The sequence below is a fragment of the Streptomyces goshikiensis genome (assembly GCF_014650555.1).
Lineage (GTDB): Bacteria > Actinomycetota > Actinomycetes > Streptomycetales > Streptomycetaceae > Streptomyces > Streptomyces goshikiensis.
Genome location: NZ_BMVE01000019.1, coordinates 89,747 through 106,312, shown reverse-complemented (window position 1 = coordinate 106,312; position 16,566 = coordinate 89,747). Strand labels below are relative to the sequence as shown.

The following is a 16,566-nucleotide window of genomic DNA, read 5'->3' as shown; positions in this document are numbered from 1 at the left end:
GGGCCCCCGGGGCGAAGCGCGCCCGCGTCAGCGGCGGCCGAGGAGCCGGTGCCACCAGCCGCCCTTGCGGCGGTGGCCGGCCGGCGCGGGCGCGACCGCCGGCTGCGGCGGGACCAACGGGGCCGGCAGAGCCGATGGGACCGGCGGGTGGGCCGCGGGCTGCTCCTGGTACGGATGCGGCTGCGGCTGGGCGTCCTTGACGGGGCGCGGGGCGAACCGTACCGGCAGTGACAGCAGGTGGCGCGACATGAGGGTGCCGTGCCACCTCAGTTCACTCGCGTCGATCGCCAGCCGTACGTCGGGGAGGCGGTCGAGCAGCACCTCGATGCCGGTGTCGGCGATCGCGCGGCCGATGTCCTGGCCGGGGCACTCGTGCGGGCCGCTGCTGAACGCGAGGTGCGAACGGTTGCCCCGCACGGAGGCGTTCGCGTCGGGCCTGATCTGGGGGTCGGCGTTGCCCGCGGCGAGCCCGAGCAGGACCATGTCGCCGGCCTTCACCTGCCGGCCGCCGAGGACGGTGTCCCCGGTGGCCCAGCGCCCGATGATCGTGTTGATCGGCGGCTCGTCCCAGAGGACCTGCTCTAGGGCGTCCGGCAGGGTCATGTGGCCGCCGGAGAGGCTGGCTCGGAAGCGCTGGTCGGTCAGCACGGTCCGCAGCGTGTTGGCGATCAGGTTCGCGGTGGTCTCGTACGCCGCGATCAGCACGACGCGCAGGTGCATGAGCACCTCGGTGTCGCTCAGGTTGGCCGGGTGTTCCAGCAGCCACGAGGCGAGGTCCCGGGCGGGTTGGGCCTTCCGGTCCGCGACCAGCTGCTCCAGCGTGACGGTGACGTAGCGGTCGCTCTGCAGGGCCGTCTCCGTGCCCTGGAGCATGTCGCGGGCCGCGTTGACCAGCAGGGGTCCGTGTTCGTCGGGGGCTCCGACGAGTTGCGTCATCACCAGCATGGGGAGCTGGTCGGAGAAGGCGGCCACCAGGTCGGCGTGCCCGTCCCCGGCGATCCTGTCGACGAGCTGGTTGGCGAAGCGCGTCACGTAGCGGCGGATGCCGCGCTTGTCGAAGCGCTCCAGGGACTCCACGACGGCGCCGCGCAGCCGCTCCTGGACGGGGCCGTCCGTGAAGTTGCACACCGGCACCCAGGTCACCATCGGACCCAGCGGGGTGTCCGCCGGGACCCTGCCCTCCCGCATGTCCCGCCAGCCCCGCGGGTCGCGGGCGAACCGCGACGGGGTGCGCGCCACGTCCAGGTTCTCGCGGTGGCCGAGGACCAGCCAGGCCGGAAGGTCCCCGCTGACCAGTACGGGGGCCACCGGACCGTACTCGGCACGGAGTTTCTCGTACAGCCCCATCGGGTCGGCTTCCGCCTCCGGTCCGTGCAGCCGGTGCAGGCCGCCCGCGGCGCCGGGGGCGTGGGCCGGGCACTCCGGCGGCGGGGTGGGACGGGTACTCACATTGCCTCCTGGGTTGCCGCCTGCGAGTACAGGTAGCGCATGAGGGTCAGCAGGACATCGCGGGACGAGTCCCGCCTTCTGGCGTCGCACACGAGGATCGGGACCGCCGGCGGCAGGTCGAGGGCCTCGCGCAGTTCTTCGACCGGGTGCTCCGGGGCACCGGGGAAGGAGTTGACGGCCACGACGAAGGGCACGCCCCGCTCCTCCAGCCGGCCGATCACGTCGAAGCTGATCTCCAGCCGGCGGGTGTCGAGGAGCACGATGGCGCCGAGCGCGCCTTCGAAGAGACCCCGCCACAGGAACCAGAAGCGCTCCTGGCCCGGGGTCCCGAACAGGTAGAGCACGAGTTCGTCGTTGATGCTGATGCGGCCGAAGTCCATGGCGACGGTCGTCGTGGTCTTGCGGGTCACGCCGCGGGTGTCGTCCACGCCTATGCCCGCGCGGGTCATGGTCTCCTCGGTCGTGAGCGGTTTGATCTCGCTGACCGCTCCCACCATCGTCGTCTTGCCGACGCCGAAGCCGCCGACGACGACCACCTTGACGGCGGCGGCCGCCGTCTGCGGGAGCACGTCCGCGCCGCGGGGCCCGGCGGGTGCGTCAGAGTCTCTGAAGTCCATCGATCACTGCCTCGATCAGAGCAAGGTCGGGTAGCTGGGCGGCGGGAACGGGTGGCCGGACGTGTACGTGCTGGGCGGCCAGCAGGTCCGCGACGAGCACGATGACCGCGCTCACCGGCAGACCCGCGTGGGCGGCGATCTCGGCAACGGCCAGGGGTGCCTGGCACATCCGCAGGATCGCCGCCTGCTCGGGCTGCATCTCGGGCCGGACGGCCGCCCTGGCGACCACCAGGCTCACGAGGTCGAGCCGGGTCGCGATGGACGGTTCGCTGCGCCCACCCGTGATGACGTAGAGCCGTTCGGGTCCGCCGTCCTCCCAGCTTCCGGGCGGCTCGGTCACTCGGGTTGCCCGTCATGTCGGGGCGGAGTGCTCAGGTGGTCGCCCAGACGGGTCACCAGATTGCGCATCTGCGCGCCCATCAGTCCGGCGTCGACGCCCTCGTCGGCGAGGACGGCCAGGTAGGAGCCGTCACCGGCGGCCATGAGGTAGAAGAAGCCCCCGTCCATCTCGATGACGACCAGCCGCATCCGGCCCTTGGAGTGGGGCAGTTCCGCGGCGACGGCGCCGGCCAGGCTCTGCAGGCCGGCGCAGGCCGCCGCCAGCCGGTCGGCGGTGTCGGTCTCGGCCCCGTACTGGGCCACGCACAGGCCGTCCGCGGACAGCACGATGACGTGCCGGGTCTGCGGCACTCCCACGGCCAGGTCCTTGAGCATCCAGTCCATGCTGCTGCTTCGCTGTGTGATCACTGTGTTACGCCCCTTCGGTCGCTGAACCCGACACGCCCTCGCCGTCCTGGCCGGGCGCGCCGGACAGTCCGCTGTGGAACGCCTCCAGCCACATGCCGGGGCCTGCGTCCGCCGTCGGGAGCGGCGCTGTGGCGGGAGAGACGTCGGAGGTGATGGCACGGTCCTTCCGCCGCCGTTGCGGCAGACCGGTGGCGGTGCGCGAGGTGACCGGCGTGCCTTCGCCGGTGACGGTCGGCTCCGGAAGCGGTGTCGGCATGGTCGTCGGCATGGGCGTCGGCATCGGCCCTGCCACCGGCGGCGCCGCCGGCCGGCTCACGGGCGTACCGGGCCAGGTCGACGGGCGGGCCGAGGCGGGGGCACCGAACGCTCCGGGCGCGCCGGACGCCATGTGGTCGGCGGGGTGTTCGCGCGCGGTGGGCGACACCACCCGGGGCCCCGAGGAGGAACCGATGCCGTGGGCGAGGCCGGTGGCGGCGGAGGCCGTGGTGATCAGGTGCTGCGGGACGATCACGACGGCGCGGACGCCGCCGTACGCGGAGGAACGCAGGGAGACCTGGAAGCCGTACGCCTGCGCCAGGCGCCCCACCACCGCCAGCCCGAGCCTCGGCGTCTCGCCGAGGTCGTTGAGGTCGATGCCGGACTGTGCCTGCGCGAGCAGCCGCTCGGCCCGGCGGCGGGCCTCGTCGCTCATGCTGAGGCCGCCGTCCTCGATCTCCACGGCGATTCCCGACTGCACCTCGACGGCCGTGAGGTGGACCCGGGTGTGCGGCGGCGAGTACCGCGTGGCGTTGTCCAGCAGTTCGGCCAGGGCGTGGATCAGCGGTTCGACGACGGGCCCCACGACGGCGACCTCGGAGACCGAGTGGAGCTCGACCCGCTGGTAGTCGATGATCCTCGACATCGCGCCCCTCATGACGCTGTACAGCGTGACGGCCCTGCTCCACTGGCGGCCGGGGCGGGCCCCGCCCAGGACCGAGATGGAATCCGCCAGCCGGCCGACGAGGGCGGTGCCGTGGTCGAGGCGCAGGAGGTCGCCGAACACGTCGGGATTGCGGCCGTGCCGCTCCTCCATCTCCCGCATTTCGTGCGCCTGCTGATGGACGATCGCCTGTACGCGCCGGGCGATGTTCACGAACGCCCGCTGGGCCGAGTCGCGCAGGCTCTCCTCGTTGTCGACGGCGTCGACCACCCGGGCCAGTACGGTCCGCAGAGCGGTCCGGAAGCGCGGCGTCAGGGCTCCGTCCGAGCCCCAGCGGGCGCTGCGCCCCGCGCGACCGGCCACGGAGTTCAGCACCTCCTCGGGCAACTCCCCCTTGCGCAGGCGGGCGATGGCCTCGGTCAGCACCACCTCGGAGAGGCGGACGGCCTCGTCCTCCTGCCTGGACAGGGCGTGCCGGAGTTCGGCGACGCGGGCGCGCCCGTCCGCCGCGGCGCGGCCGCGCCGCATGGCCTCGACGAGCGCCGCGGCGGTGCAGGAGGCGCCCAGGGCCGTCCAGACGAAGACGACCGGTTCCGAGGAGGAAAACAGCGTTCCGGCCACGCAGGCGGCGGTGACGGCCGCGATCACCAGCAGCGGCCAGTGGGCCGGAGCCTCCGGGCGGCGGACTTCAGGTGGAATGTTTTCTTGCGCCATCGACTTCCTCGAACCATGGATTGAGGGATCTTCTGACCGGTGGGCGGGAGCCTAACTACGGCCAACTGACCTGAAGGGCGATTTCGTTGTAGTTCATCGGACCGGAGGATGCATTACGCGCCATTGAAAGGGCGGCGAGGGGCCGCCGAATCGAACCGGCGCAGGGCGAACAACGGTTCAGGCGGAGGTCGGAGACGTGCGGACCCTTACACCCTCATCGAAATTCGCACAGAATTCCGATGCGATTTCGGCCGCGCTCCTTTCTGCCGGGGTGGTATTCCCCGTGGAATTTCGATATAGCGCCGCGCGCCCGTCTCCCGGCGTTCCCCGGCACCTCCGGCGACCGATCGGCGATAGGGTGCGGCCCGTGTCCGAGCACCAGCGCGACCTCGTCGGTTACGGCGCCGAGCCGCCGCACGCCGCCTGGCCCGGCGGCGCCCGCGTCGCCGTGAGCCTCGTCCTCAACTACGAGGAGGGCGGCGAGCAGAACGTCCTGGAGGGCGACCCCGCCTCCGAGGGCTTCCTCCACGAGCTCGTCGGCGCGCCGCCCGTGGTCGGCGGGCGCGACCTGAACGTCGAGTCGATGTTCGCCTACGGATCGCGCGCCGGTTTCTGGCGCGTCCACCGCACGCTCTTGGCGCACGGCGCGCCGCTGACCGTCTACGCGGTGGCGCGGGCCCTGGAGCGCAACCCGGACGCGGCACGGGCGATGGGGGCGGCCGGCTGGGAGGTGGCGAGCCACGGCCGGCGCTGGATCGACTACCGCCACGTACCGCAGGACACCGAGCGCGAGGACATCGCGTACTCGATCGCGACGATCGAGCGGCTCGTCGGCCGCCGGCCCGTCGGCTGGTACACCGGCCGGACGAGCCCCCACACCCGGCGGCTGGTCGCGGCGGAAGGCGGCTTCCTCTACGACTCCGACGACTACTCGGACGACCTGCCGTTCTACGTCGAGTCGGCCGGGCGCCCGCATCTCGTGGTGCCGTACAGCCTCGACGCGAACGACTGCAAGTTCCTGCTGGTGCACGGCTTCACGACCGCCGACGACATGCTCGCCTACCTCATCGACACCTTCGACGCGCTCCACGCCGAGGGCGGTGACCGCCCCCGCATGATGAGCGTCGGCCTGCACTGCCGGATCATCGGCCGGCCGGGCCGGATCCGCGCGCTCGACGGCTTCCTGAAGCACGTCGCGCGGCGCGGCGGAGCCTGGATCGCCACGCGCGAACAGATCGCGCGCCACTGGCTGGCCACCCACCCGCCGCGAGGCTGAACACCCCGGCAGGGGCCCACCGACGGCACCGGCTGCTACCGAAGCGGAGGCCGAGGCCGTCTGGTACCCCTTGCGCCGCCTGCCGCCTGCCACCTGCCGCCGCGAACGGAACCTGTGCCGCCATTCGCTCATCCTGTAGCGCGGGTGAGCCTCCCGGCTTCCCCGGCTCTTGCTCCTTCCTGAGAGGTCTTCCTCGCCATGCCCCAGGTCACCCCCCGTTTCAGCGTCCTGTCCGAGGACTTCTCCGCCGACCCGTACCGCCACTTCGCACAGCTGCGGGAGCGGGCTCCGGTGCACTACGAGCCGGCGATCGACAGCTACTTCCTCTCCCGCCACGAGGACGTCAAGCGGGTGCTGACCGATCACGAGGCGTTCACGACCGAGACGCTTCAGGTGCGCGCCGAGCCGGTGATGCGCGGGCCGGTCCTCGCGCAGATGACCGGGGCCGAGCACACCGCCAAGCGGGGGATCGTCGTCCGGGCCTTCACCGGCCAGGCCCTCCAGGACCAGATACGCGCCATCCACGCCAACGCCGAGGAGATCATGGCCCCTTTCCTCGCCCGGGGCCGGATGGACCTGGTCAACGACTTCGGCAAGCCCTTCGCCGTCAACGTGACGCTCGACGTCCTCGGCCTGGACAGACGGGACGCGCGGCGGGTGGCCGCCTGGCACAGCGGGGTCGCCGAGTTCATCACCAGTCTCGACCTCACCCCCGAGCGCCGCCGGCACTGCCTGGAGTGCGCCGAACAACTGGAGGCGTACCTCCTCCCCGTCATCGAAGACCGGCGCCGCCACCCCGGCGAGGACCTGATATCGAAGCTGTGCACCGCCGAGTTCGACGGCATCGCCATGAGCAATCGCGATGTCACCGCCCTGATCATCAACGTCCTGGCTGCCGCCACCGAGCCCGCGGACAAGACCCTCGGCCTGCTCTTCAAGCACCTGATCGACCACCCCGGGCAGCTGGCCGAGGTCCGTGAGGACCCCGAGCTGCTGACCGCCGCGATCGCCGAGACCCTGCGCTACACCCCGCCGGTCCAGCTGATTCCCCGCCAGGCGGAGGAGGACACCGTGTTCGCCGGCGCGACCGTCCCGGCGGGCGCCACCGTCTTCTGCGTGATCGGCGCGGCCAACCGCGACCCCGCCGCCTTCGGCGCCCCGGACGCCTTCGACATCCACCGCCCGGACCTGGGCACCGCCCGCTCCTTCACCGCGGCCGCGCAGCACCTCTCGTTCGGCAGCGGACTCCACCAGTGCGTCGGCGCGGCCTTCGCGCGCGCCGAGATCGAGACCGTGGCCGCGATGCTCCTGCCCCGGCTCGACCGGGTCCGCTTCAGCCCCGGCTTCCGCTACCGGGAGGCCGGTCTGTACACCCGGGGCCCCGTCTCGCTGTCGCTGGACTTCACCCCCGTACGCTGACGCGGCGCCGGTCGCGGCCCACGGAACGACACAACCGGCCTGCCCGCAGGCTCCGTTAGGATCACCGACGAAGTAGCGGCCCCGGAGGCGGAATCGGGCTGGAACAAGGGGATGGGAGCCGCCATGGTGTCCGTGGGGGAAAGACTCAGCAGAGCGCGCGTACGGGCCTTCGTGGGTCGGGACGAGGAACTCGGCCGCTTCGGTGCCGCGTTGGCGGGCGATCCGCGGGCGCCGTTCGCGTTCTACGCGTACGGGCCGGGCGGCATAGGGAAGTCGACCCTGCTGCGGCGCCTGGCGGACCACGCCCGCGCGGCGGGCCGGCTGCTCGTCGAACTCGACGGCCGGTTCGTCAGCCGGGACCCGGTGGACTTCGAGCAGGCCGCCGGCCCCTTCCTGGACGTTCCGGGCACGGTCCTGTTCGTGGACTCCTTCGAACACTGCCAGTGGCTGGAGAGCTGGCTGTGGCACCACTTCCTGCCCCGCGCCGCGGACGACACCCTGGTCGTCCTCGCCGGGCGGCGCGCTCCGCAGCCGCAGTGGACCGCGGATCCCGCCTGGGCCCGTCTCCTGCACGTGAGCGAGCTGGAGCCGTTCTCCGAGGAGCAGGCCCGGAGTCTGCTGGTGGCGGCGGAGATCCGGCCCGAACTACGGGACCGGGTGCTCCGCTTCGCCGGCGGCAATCCGCTGGCCCTGTCCCTCGCGGCCGCCGCGGGATCGGAGGGCTGCGGCAGGCAGGAGATCTGGGCTCCCACGGCGGACGTCCTGCGCACCCTGCTGGCGGGGCTGATCGGGGAGGTGCCCACGGCGGCCCACCGGCGCGCCCTGGAGGTGGCGTCGCAGGCGCACTCGACGTCGGAGGAGCTCCTCGCCGCGGTGCTGCCCGGGGAGGACGCCCATCAGCTCTTCTCCTGGCTGCGGGACCTGCCCTTCATCGAGTCCACCCACCGCGGGCTCCACCCGCACGACGCCGCGCGCGAGACGCTCGCCGCCGACCTGCGCTGGCGGGCGCCCAACGCCTTCGAGGCGATGCGCCGGCGCCTGGCGGACGAGTACCTGCGCCTCCTGCGCGAGGCCCCCGAGGAGCGGGTGTGGACCGTCACCGACGAGCTCTTCTACCTCTTCCGGGAGGGCGCGACGCTGTCGCGGCTGCGCTCCTGGTCCCGTGAGGACGAGGTCCACGACCGTCCCCTCCAGCCGGCTGACATCGATGTCGTACTGCGCATGACGGAGGAGACCGAGGGGGCGGCGTCCGCGGAACTCGTCCGCTACTGGGCGCGGCGCCAGCCGCAGGCCTTCAGCGTCTACCGGCTCGTGAGTACGGGCCGGATCGTGGCGTTCACGGCGCGGCTGGTCCTGCCGGCCCCCGCCGACCCCCAGGACCTGGCCACCGACCCCGTGGTGGCCGCCGCGTGGCGGTACACCGATGCCACCGCGCCGGTGAGTCCCGGCGAGCACATCGGCGTCAGCCGCTTCTCGGTGTACCCCGAGCGGTACCAGGTTCCCTCGCGCGTCATCGACCTGAGCAGTTCGCGGGCGCAGGCGGAGGCGGCCCGCGCCCGCGGCCGCGCCTACGGGTTCGCGGTCTACCAGGACGCCGAGACCTGGGCCGGGCGGGTCCGGGGCACCCTCCACGACACGGGGGCGCGCCCGCGGGTGGGTGAGCACACCTACGGGGTGTTCGGCGTCGACTGGCGCGAGGTGCCCGTGGAGGCCTGGCTCCAGCGCTTCATATCGGCCACCGAGGTGACCGTCCCGCCGCCCGGGCCGTCGCCCGTCTCGCGCACCGCGTTCGACCAGGCGGTGCGCGAAGCGCTGGCGCACTGGCGCGACGCGGACGCCTTCGCCGCCTGCGCGCTGATGCGCAGCCGGCTCGCGGCCGATTTCGAGGACCCCGCCGGGGAGTTGCGGGCCCTGCTGCGGGGGGCCGTGGACGACCTGGCTCGTGACCCGCGCGGAGTGCGCGCCCGCGAGGCGCTGACGGCGGGCCACTTCTCCGGTGCGCCGACCCAGGAGGCCGCCGCCCGCCGCCTCGGGCTGCCGTACGGCACCTACCGCCGCCACCTGCGCCAGGGGCTGGACATGCTGTGCGAGGCCTTGTGGCAGCGGGAGCTGCGGCCCCGGTAGGGGTGGCTGCCGTACGCCTTCGGCGGGGCCGGGTGGACAGGGGCGGACAGGAGTGGACAGCGCCCGTCCCCGCCGGGCCTGGATAGTGGACACCGCCCGGTACGAGTCTGTGCGCCATGAACGCAGCACGCACACAGACGGGCCCGGCAGCGAGACGGGGCCCCCGCCCGGGAGCGGTCCTCGCGGCGCTCGCCGCGGCCCAGTTCACGGTCATGCTCGCCACCTCGATCGTCAACGTCGCGCTCCCCCAGATCCGTGCCGGGGCCGGCCTCTCGGACGGCGGAACCACCTGGGTCGTCAACGCCTACGGCCTGGCGTTCGGGGCGCTGCTCCTGGCGGGCGGGCGGCTGGCCGACCTCTTCGGCCGCCGCCGGGTGCTGATCGCCGGGCTCGCCCTGTTCGCGCTGGCCTCGCTGGTGGCGGGGCTGGCCACCTCCGCCGGGGTACTGATCGCGGCCCGGGCCCTCCAGGGCCTCGGCGCCGCAGCCATCGCGCCGGCCGCGCTGGCCCTGGCGATGGACCGGTTCCCCTCCGGCCCGGGGCGCGGCAGGGCGCTGGGCGTGTGGGGGGCGGTCTCGGGTGCGGGCGGAGCCGGCGGCGTCCTGCTGGGCGGTGTGCTCACCCAGGCGTGGGGCTGGCCCTGGATCTTCCACTCGGTCGCGCTCGGATCGGCGCTCGTCGCGGCGGCCGTGGCCGTCCTCGTACCGAGGGATGCCGGGCAGCGGGCCGGGCGGTTCGACCTGCTGGGCACCGCCACCGTCACCCTCGCCCTGACCTGCCTGGTCTACGGCCTGACCACCGCGCGGGGCGCCGGGTGGACCGACCCGTGGGTGCTGGGAACGCTCGGCGCCGCCGCCGTGCTCCTCGCGGCCTTCGCCGTGATCGAGCTCCGCAGGCCCCACGCGCTGGTTCCGCCGCGCCTGTTCGCCGCCGGCCGGGTCGCCGCGGGCAACCTGCTGATGGCCCTGCTGGGCTCCGTGTGGATCGCGCTGTTCTTCTTCCTGCCGCTCTACCAGCAACAGGTCCTCGGGGCGAGCCCCTTGGTCACCGGGGCGGGGCAACTTCCCTTCGCCGCGGCCAATATGTTCGGCGCCGCCCTCGCCCCGCTGGTCGCCCGGCGCGTCGGCGCCACCGCGGCGTTGACCGGGGCCCTGCTCACCGAGGCCGCCGGACTGCTGTGGCTGTCCCGGATCAGCGCCGACGGCAGCTACCTCGCCGACCTCCTCGGCCCGACCGTCCTGATCGGTCTGGGCCTCAGCATCGCCTTCGTCCAGCTGACCGCGCTCGGGGTGGACGGCGTCCCCCGGGAGGACGCTGGTCTCGCCGGCGGGCTGGTGAACACCACCCGGCAGGTCGGCGGGGCGATCGGCCTCGCGGCCCTGGCGACCCTCGCCGGCTCGGTCACCGCCCACGCCTCCGCCCATCAGGCCCCGCTGGAAGCCCTCACCGCCGGCTACCGCACCGCCTTCTCGGTATCGGCCGCGGTCCTGGCCGTAACGGCCCTCCTCGCACTGCTCCTCACCCGCCGCACCGGGGCGGGCGCCCCCTCCGCCGCCCCCACTGCCACCCCTCGTACTCCCCTCAAGGCCCGGGCCGAACGGGCCGCCTGACCGAGCACCACCTCCACGCACGTCCACGAGAAGGAAGTCCTGCGATGACCACCACCAAGAAGCCGTACCTGACCGGCCACTACACCCCGCTCACCGACGAGGTCACCGCCGTCGGCCTCACCGTCGAGGGCTCCCTGCCGCCCGAGCTGACCGGCCGGCTGCTGCGCAACGGACACAACCCCAAACCCGGCGTGACCCCGACCCACTGGTTCAAGGGCAGCGGAATGGTCCACGGCATCCGCCTGCGCGCGGGCCGCGCCGAGTGGTACCGCAACCGCTGGGTGCACACCCCCGCCCTCGACGGCGCGCCGTACATGACCGAGCGCGGCCCCGACCTGACCGCCAGCACCGCCGGCACCCACGTCATCGAACACGGCGGCCGCCTCCTGGCCCTGTGCGAGGCGAACCTGCCCTTCGAACTCACCCCGGAGCTGGAGACCGTCGGCGCCCACGACTTCGACGGGAAGCTGACCTCGGCGATGACCGCGCATCCCAAGGAGGACCCGGTGACCGGGGAGCTCCACTTCTTCGGGTCCTCGCCGTTCCCGCCGTTCCTCACCTACTACGTCGCCGACGCCAAGGGCGAGGTCGTCCACAGCGCCGAGGTTCCGGGAGCGACCGCCTCGCTCAAGCACGACTTCGCCCTCACCCGCCGCCACGTGGTGTTCGTCGAGGGCAACGTCACCTTCGACCCCGCCGAACACTCCGGCATCCCCTACAGCTGGAGTGACCGGCAGCCCGCCCGTATCGGTGTCATGCCGCGCGGAGGCGACGGCGCCGGACAGATCCGCTGGTTCTCCATCGAACCGGGCAACATGCTCCACGTCGCCAACGCCTACGAGGACGGCCAGGGCCGCATCGTCCTGGAAGGCCCCACCGTGGACCGCGAGGGCTTCCGGCTCTCCTGGAACTGGTGGGTCGGCGCGCCCGGGCGCGGCAGCGAGCCCGGCTCCCGCTCCTACACCCGGCGCTGGGTCATCGACATGACCGAGGGCACGGTGGGCGAGCAGATCATCGACGACCTGCCGGTGGAGTTCCCGACCCTCAACGAGGACTACCTGGGCGCCGAGAACCGCTACCAGTACGCCATCTCCTTCCCCGACGAGAAGGGCTTCGGCGGCTACGGCGTCGTCAAGTACGACCGCACCACCGGCGCCCGCCGCATCCACCAGGTGGGCGACGCCCGGATGCCCAGCGAAGCGGTATTCGTCCCCGCCGCCCGGGCCACCTGCGAGGACGACGGCTATCTGCTGACCGTGGTCTCCGACCTCAAGCAGGACGCCTCGCAGCTGCTGGTCCTCGACGCCTCCGGCCTCGAACGGATCGCCACCGTCCACCTGCCCCACCGGGTGACCGCCGGAATCCACGGCTCCTGGGTCCCCGACAGCGCCCTTGCGGGCACCGCGGGCTGATCCCGGCACCCGCCGCCGTTCCCCACCCCCCACCACCAGCGCCGCCCCGGCGCATACACAATCAAGGAACACCGCCATGACAAGATTCCGCACGCGCGCCGGCTGGACCGCCGTCGCCCTCGGCGTGCTCGCGACCACCCTCGCCGCCCCGGCGCTCGCCCGGGCCGAGCCGGAAAACCGCCCGGCTTCCGCGAGCGGCATCGACTGGCACGCCTGTGCCGACGCCGACTTCAAGGGCATGCAGTGCGGATCGCTGCGGGTACCCATCGACTGGTCCCGTCCGGGTTCCGGCAGCCTCTCCCTCTCCCTCTCCCTGGTCCGCCGGCCGGCCGATGACCAGGCACACCGCCAGGGCACCCTGCTGCTCAACGACGGTGCGGGCGGTTCTTCGATCGAGCAGCTGCGGCTGGCCATGCGCAGCCACCTCCCGCAGTTCGCCGGGGACATGACCGGGAAGTTCGACGTCGTCGCCGTGGACCCGCGCGGGGTGGGGCACAGTACGCCGATCGTGTGCGGGGAGGAGCCGGGGCCCGCCGGGATCAGCCACTTCCCGCAGGACAAGGCCGCCTTCGACGCACTCGTCTCCCACAACCGGGCGTTCGCCGAGGACTGCCTGCGCCGCAACGGCCCCCTCGCCGCCCACGTCGACCTGACCAGCACCGCACGGGACTTCGAGGCGGTCCGGACCGGGCTGGGCGAACGGCAGCTGAACTGGTACGGCATCCACTACAGCACCCTGCTGGGGCGCACGTACGCCGACCTGTACCCGGGCAGGCTGCGCACCATGGTCCTCGACACCGCCCTGGACGACACCGGCTCCCCGCTGCGGCGGACCGTCGAGGAGGCCGCCACCGCCGAGACGGCCTTCAACCGCTTCACCGCCTGGTGTGCCGCGTCCGAGGACTGCGCCTTGCACGGCAAGGACGCGGCGGCCGAGTACGACGCCCTCGTCGCCCGGGCGGACCGCGAGCCGATCCGCACCGGGGGCACGGCCCACCGGCCGCTGACCGGTGAGGACATCCGCGAGGCGACGCAGGACTACCTGACCATGTCGGGTCTGTTCTGGCCCGAGCTGGCGAAGGCCGTCGCCCTGGCCCAGCAGGGTGACGCGGTCGACTTCACCCGCGACCCGGACAACACCCTCGACCCCGTGCAGGTCCAGGTGCCCGCGTGCCTGGACAACGCCCGCCCGGTGCGTACGCTGGCCCAGCTCACCGATCTGCGGAAGGAACTCGTCCGCGTGTCCCCGCACTTGGGCGGCGCGGTGCGGTCCTACAAGGCGCTCGCCGGCTGCCTCGGCTGGCCCGAGCCCGCCGTGCCCGTCAAGGCCGGCGCCCGGGTGACCGGCGCTCCGCCCGCACTGATCCTGCAGTCCACCCACCAGGCCCTCGCCCCGTACCAGGCGGGCCCGGCGATGGCCGCCCAGCTGCCCGGCAGTGTCGTCCTCGCCCGGGAAGGCGACGACTACAGCATGTTCCTGGTCTCCCGGTGCGCCAGGGAGGCCACGAACCGCTACCTGACCACCCGCGCACTGCCCGCCCCCGGCACCACCTGCACCAACTGAGCTACGCCGCGACCGTGGCCGGACTCGCGGATCCGTCCGGTCCCGGTTGCGGGGGCGCCCCGAACCGCGCCAGACAGTGCCACACCTTCTTGACCGCCTGTGGGTCGTGGTCGCCGGTCAGGGCGGCCTCTCCGAGGACACGGGGGTCCAGCACGCCGTCGACGGCGATCCGGGCGCCCAACTCGACGTACTCCCGGCCGCGGTAGTCGGGGTGGCGGCGCAGTTCGCCGACGGTGAGCCGGAACCCGGGGTGCCATTCCACGGGGCAGGTCAGCCGCCGGGCCGCCGCCTCGACGGCGGTGCCCCGGTAACAGGGGTCCAGGACCACTGCCTCCACATGGCGGTCCAGCCGGACCGGCCCGTGCACCTGCGCCTCGATGTAGTCGTCGAGGGCGTCCTGGCGGTCGGCCTCGGCGAGTTCGATCAGCCGCATGCGCGCGGCGACGCCGAAGTCCGAGGGTTCGAGGAAGCTGTCCGGGTAGCAGAAGGTGGTCCGCGTCAGCGTCCGGGCGGTCAGCCGGAAGTGCGCGGAGCCGAACCGCGGAGCCGCGCCGACCGGCTTGCGGCGGAAGTTCAGCGCTCCGTAGGCGGGTCGTTCATGAGCGGGCGCGTCGTCGTACGCCGCGTCGAAGATCCGGCTCTCCCAGCGCCACCGGTCCCCGCCGGGATGTGCGGTCAGGCCGCCGTTGCTCGTTCCGGTGACGAACTGCGAGCGGTAGACGCCTTCGTCGGCCAGTGCCTCCAGGACCGGCCGGCCGTGGGCCTCGCGGTCCGGATGGAAGTTGAGGGTCACCCGTAGCACCGGATCCACCGGAGGGCCCGACGACAGCTCGCGGACATGACGGATGGCTCGCTGTTGCCGCGTTGGGGAGGCTGCCGGACTCATGCGCGCAGTGTCCACCAGGCCGGTCCCCCGGTGCACCTCGATTGTCGCGCCGGGTCAGGTACGGGCGATCAGCGCGTACCTCTCGTCGGTGACGGGTCCGCCCCACAGCTCGGCTTCGCCGCTGAGCGGTTCGACGTGCAGGGTGGAGACGAGGGGCCCTACGGCGGCGGCCAGGTCCCCGGCGGTGACACCGCCCTGCCAGGGAAGCGACTCGGCTCCGGCGACGTACGGCGCGCCGGCCTCTCCCGTTGCGCGCCACCGTCCCTCGACCAGGACCAGCCTGCCTCCCGGGTTGAGGCGCGCGACCCACTCCCGGAGCGCGGCGTGGGGGTCGGGCAGTGTCCACAGCAGGTGCCGGGAGAGGACGGCGTCGTACCGCCCCTGCCCGGTCGGCGGGGCGGCGGCGTCGCCGACGAGGAAGCGCCCTGCCCGTCCCGCGGCGGCGAGCTTGGCCTCGGCCCGTTCCACCATGTGGGGCGCGAGGTCCACGCCGGTGATCCGGTGCCCGGCTTCGGCCAGCAGCAGGGACAGCGAGCCGGTGCCGCAGCCGGCGTCGAGCACGTCGGCCGGCGCGTCGGGGAGCCACGATCTCAGGAGCCGGGCCCACGCGGCGCGGGTGTGCTCCTGGCGCAGCCCGTGGTCCGGTTCGTCGTCGAACGAGGCGGCGGCGTCGTCCCAGTACGCGGTGATGGCAGCGGTGGCATCAGACATGTCAGTGAGCATGGCAGCCGGCACTGACAGTGCACCGCGACCGGGATGGTGGAGCGGGCGCCCGGCTCAGAGACCGCCGAGGTCCGCCGACAGCCAGTGGTCGGGGCGCATCCGGATCGTCAGCTGGGCGCCGTGTTCCCGGGCCGCGAAGTCCAGGAAGGGTTGCACCGCTTCGGGCGGGAGGTAGCGGGCGGCCATGTCCCGCGACTCCTTCTCGGTGGTCGGCTCGGTCGACACCACCGTGCCCTCGACGGACACGTAGCGCACGGTCGGCTCGACCCGCTCGACGAGCAGGGAGAACCGGCCCGCGTGGGCCAGGGCCAGCGCCTTGGCGGATTCGCGGCCGGTGGTGATCCACAGTTCGCCGCCCGGTTCGTACCCGTACCAGATCGGGACGGCCAGGGGCGCGCGTCCGGGCTCGGGCCGGGTGACGGCGAGCGCCCCGATGTGGGGCTCGGCGAGGAAGGATTGACGCTCGGCTTCGGACAGGGGCATGTCGTCTCCAAGGCTTCCGTGGGCGGGGCCGGGCCGTTCGATCCTCTCGTCTTCCCCGCCCGGTGCCTTCCAAGCGGCGGGCACGACACGCCCGCGCGGGCGCCACGGGCGGCCGAACGGGTGGCGCCGCGCCGGGGGCCGTCGTTACGGGGCGCCGAGCTCGGCGTTCGCCCGGGCGGCGACATGGGCGAGCGCGCGGGCGGCGATCTCGCGCTCGGCCGCCGGAAGACCGCCGTACAGCCGCTCGGTCAGGCCGGACACGGCGTCCGTGAACCCGCGCTGGATCCTGGCGCCCTCGTCCGTGAGGGCCGTGCCGGCGCCGTCGAGCAGCCCGGCGGCGGTGAGTTCGTCGAGCAGGGCGTGCGCCCGCGGCCCGTCGATCTTGAGAGTGGCGCTCACGCGGTCGGCGGCGCCGGCGCGGTCGAGCCCGTCGGCCACGGCCTTGAGCGCCACGGACTGGTGGAAGGTCAGGCCGGAGGCGGCGAGGAGACGGTCCCGCACGGCGGCGATCGCGTGGTACGCGATGCCGATGGACTGACCGTTGAGAGGTGGGACGGCGGAGGTGGCGCTCATGGCGTGAATCCCCTTGGGTTCGAGGTGCGTTGACCGGGAAGCAGCCTAAG

General features: G+C 73.2%; 15 protein-coding genes. 6 read left to right on the top strand and 9 right to left on the bottom strand.

The window, feature by feature from the left end; translation table 11 throughout:
- Positions 1 to 27: 27 nt before the first annotated feature.
- The 5 genes from IE248_RS34485 to IE248_RS34465 are packed head-to-tail and all read right to left on the bottom strand — an operon-like array spanning position 28 to position 4,446.
- The gene (locus IE248_RS34485; RefSeq protein WP_229895736.1) at positions 28 to 1,449 is read right to left on the bottom strand and encodes a cytochrome P450; all 1,422 of its coding nucleotides are present in this window, start codon (positions 1,447 to 1,449) and stop codon (positions 28 to 30) included.
- A complete protein-coding gene (locus IE248_RS34480) occupies positions 1,446 to 2,066 on the bottom strand; it encodes a GTP-binding protein (protein ID WP_190032775.1) in 621 nt (206 codons plus the stop codon). Before IE248_RS34480 ends, IE248_RS34485 begins: the two co-directional genes overlap by 4 nt.
- Positions 2,047 to 2,406 (bottom strand): DUF742 domain-containing protein, encoded by a 360-nt coding sequence (locus tag IE248_RS34475; RefSeq protein ID WP_008735527.1) that lies wholly within the window; start codon positions 2,404 to 2,406, stop codon positions 2,047 to 2,049. Before IE248_RS34475 ends, IE248_RS34480 begins: the two co-directional genes overlap by 20 nt.
- Positions 2,403 to 2,789 carry a roadblock/LC7 domain-containing protein gene (locus IE248_RS34470; RefSeq protein WP_174261790.1) on the bottom strand — a complete coding sequence of 129 codons (387 nt, stop codon included), beginning with the start codon at positions 2,787 to 2,789 and terminating at the stop codon, positions 2,403 to 2,405. Before IE248_RS34470 ends, IE248_RS34475 begins: the two co-directional genes overlap by 4 nt.
- Before the next feature lie 28 nt (positions 2,790 to 2,817).
- The gene (locus IE248_RS34465; RefSeq protein WP_190032774.1) at positions 2,818 to 4,446 is read right to left on the bottom strand and encodes a sensor histidine kinase; all 1,629 of its coding nucleotides are present in this window, start codon (positions 4,444 to 4,446) and stop codon (positions 2,818 to 2,820) included.
- Between the two features lie 367 nt (positions 4,447 to 4,813).
- Here IE248_RS34465 and puuE point away from each other — a divergent pair, with 367 nt between their 5' ends.
- The 6 genes from puuE (at position 4,814) to IE248_RS34435 (ending at position 13,851) form a co-directional block, all read left to right on the top strand.
- A complete protein-coding gene (puuE, locus tag IE248_RS34460; RefSeq protein WP_190032773.1) occupies positions 4,814 to 5,722 on the top strand; it encodes an allantoinase PuuE in 909 nt (302 codons plus the stop codon).
- Between the two features lie 198 nt (positions 5,723 to 5,920).
- Positions 5,921 to 7,141: a cytochrome P450, cyclodipeptide synthase-associated gene (locus tag IE248_RS34455; RefSeq protein WP_190032772.1), complete on the top strand. Its 1,221-nt coding sequence runs from the start codon at positions 5,921 to 5,923 to the stop codon at positions 7,139 to 7,141.
- A gap of 132 nt (positions 7,142 to 7,273) precedes the next feature.
- Complete coding sequence (locus tag IE248_RS34450; protein ID WP_199848683.1) at positions 7,274 to 9,265, top strand: P-loop NTPase family protein; 1,992 nt, start codon at positions 7,274 to 7,276, stop codon at positions 9,263 to 9,265.
- 116 nt (positions 9,266 to 9,381) lie between these two features.
- The gene (locus tag IE248_RS34445) at positions 9,382 to 10,875 is read left to right on the top strand and encodes an MFS transporter (protein WP_190032771.1); all 1,494 of its coding nucleotides are present in this window, start codon (positions 9,382 to 9,384) and stop codon (positions 10,873 to 10,875) included.
- A 44-nt stretch (positions 10,876 to 10,919) separates the two neighbouring features.
- The gene (locus IE248_RS34440; protein ID WP_190032770.1) at positions 10,920 to 12,287 is read left to right on the top strand and encodes a carotenoid oxygenase family protein; all 1,368 of its coding nucleotides are present in this window, start codon (positions 10,920 to 10,922) and stop codon (positions 12,285 to 12,287) included.
- A gap of 76 nt (positions 12,288 to 12,363) precedes the next feature.
- Entirely contained in the window at positions 12,364 to 13,851 is a 1,488-nt protein-coding gene (locus IE248_RS34435) for an alpha/beta fold hydrolase (RefSeq protein ID WP_190032769.1), read from the top strand.
- A 1-nt stretch (position 13,852) separates the two neighbouring features.
- Here the strand turns inward: IE248_RS34435 and IE248_RS34430 are convergent, their stop codons facing one another.
- The 4 genes from IE248_RS34430 to IE248_RS34415 all read right to left on the bottom strand — a co-directional run bounded on the left by IE248_RS34430 (position 13,853) and on the right by IE248_RS34415 (position 16,516).
- On the bottom strand, positions 13,853 to 14,737 hold the full coding sequence (locus tag IE248_RS34430; RefSeq protein WP_190032768.1) for a DUF3626 domain-containing protein: 885 nt from the start codon (positions 14,735 to 14,737) through the stop codon (positions 13,853 to 13,855).
- 54 nt (positions 14,738 to 14,791) lie between these two features.
- Entirely contained in the window at positions 14,792 to 15,448 is a 657-nt protein-coding gene (locus IE248_RS34425; RefSeq protein WP_190032767.1) for a class I SAM-dependent methyltransferase, read from the bottom strand.
- 66 nt (positions 15,449 to 15,514) lie between these two features.
- Positions 15,515 to 15,943 carry a pyridoxamine 5'-phosphate oxidase family protein gene (locus IE248_RS34420; RefSeq protein ID WP_008740740.1) on the bottom strand — a complete coding sequence of 143 codons (429 nt, stop codon included), beginning with the start codon at positions 15,941 to 15,943 and terminating at the stop codon, positions 15,515 to 15,517.
- Positions 15,944 to 16,087: 144 nt separating this feature from the next.
- Positions 16,088 to 16,516 (bottom strand): winged helix DNA-binding protein, encoded by a 429-nt coding sequence (locus IE248_RS34415; RefSeq protein WP_190032766.1) that lies wholly within the window; start codon positions 16,514 to 16,516, stop codon positions 16,088 to 16,090.
- Between the last annotated feature and the right edge of the window lie 50 nt (positions 16,517 to 16,566).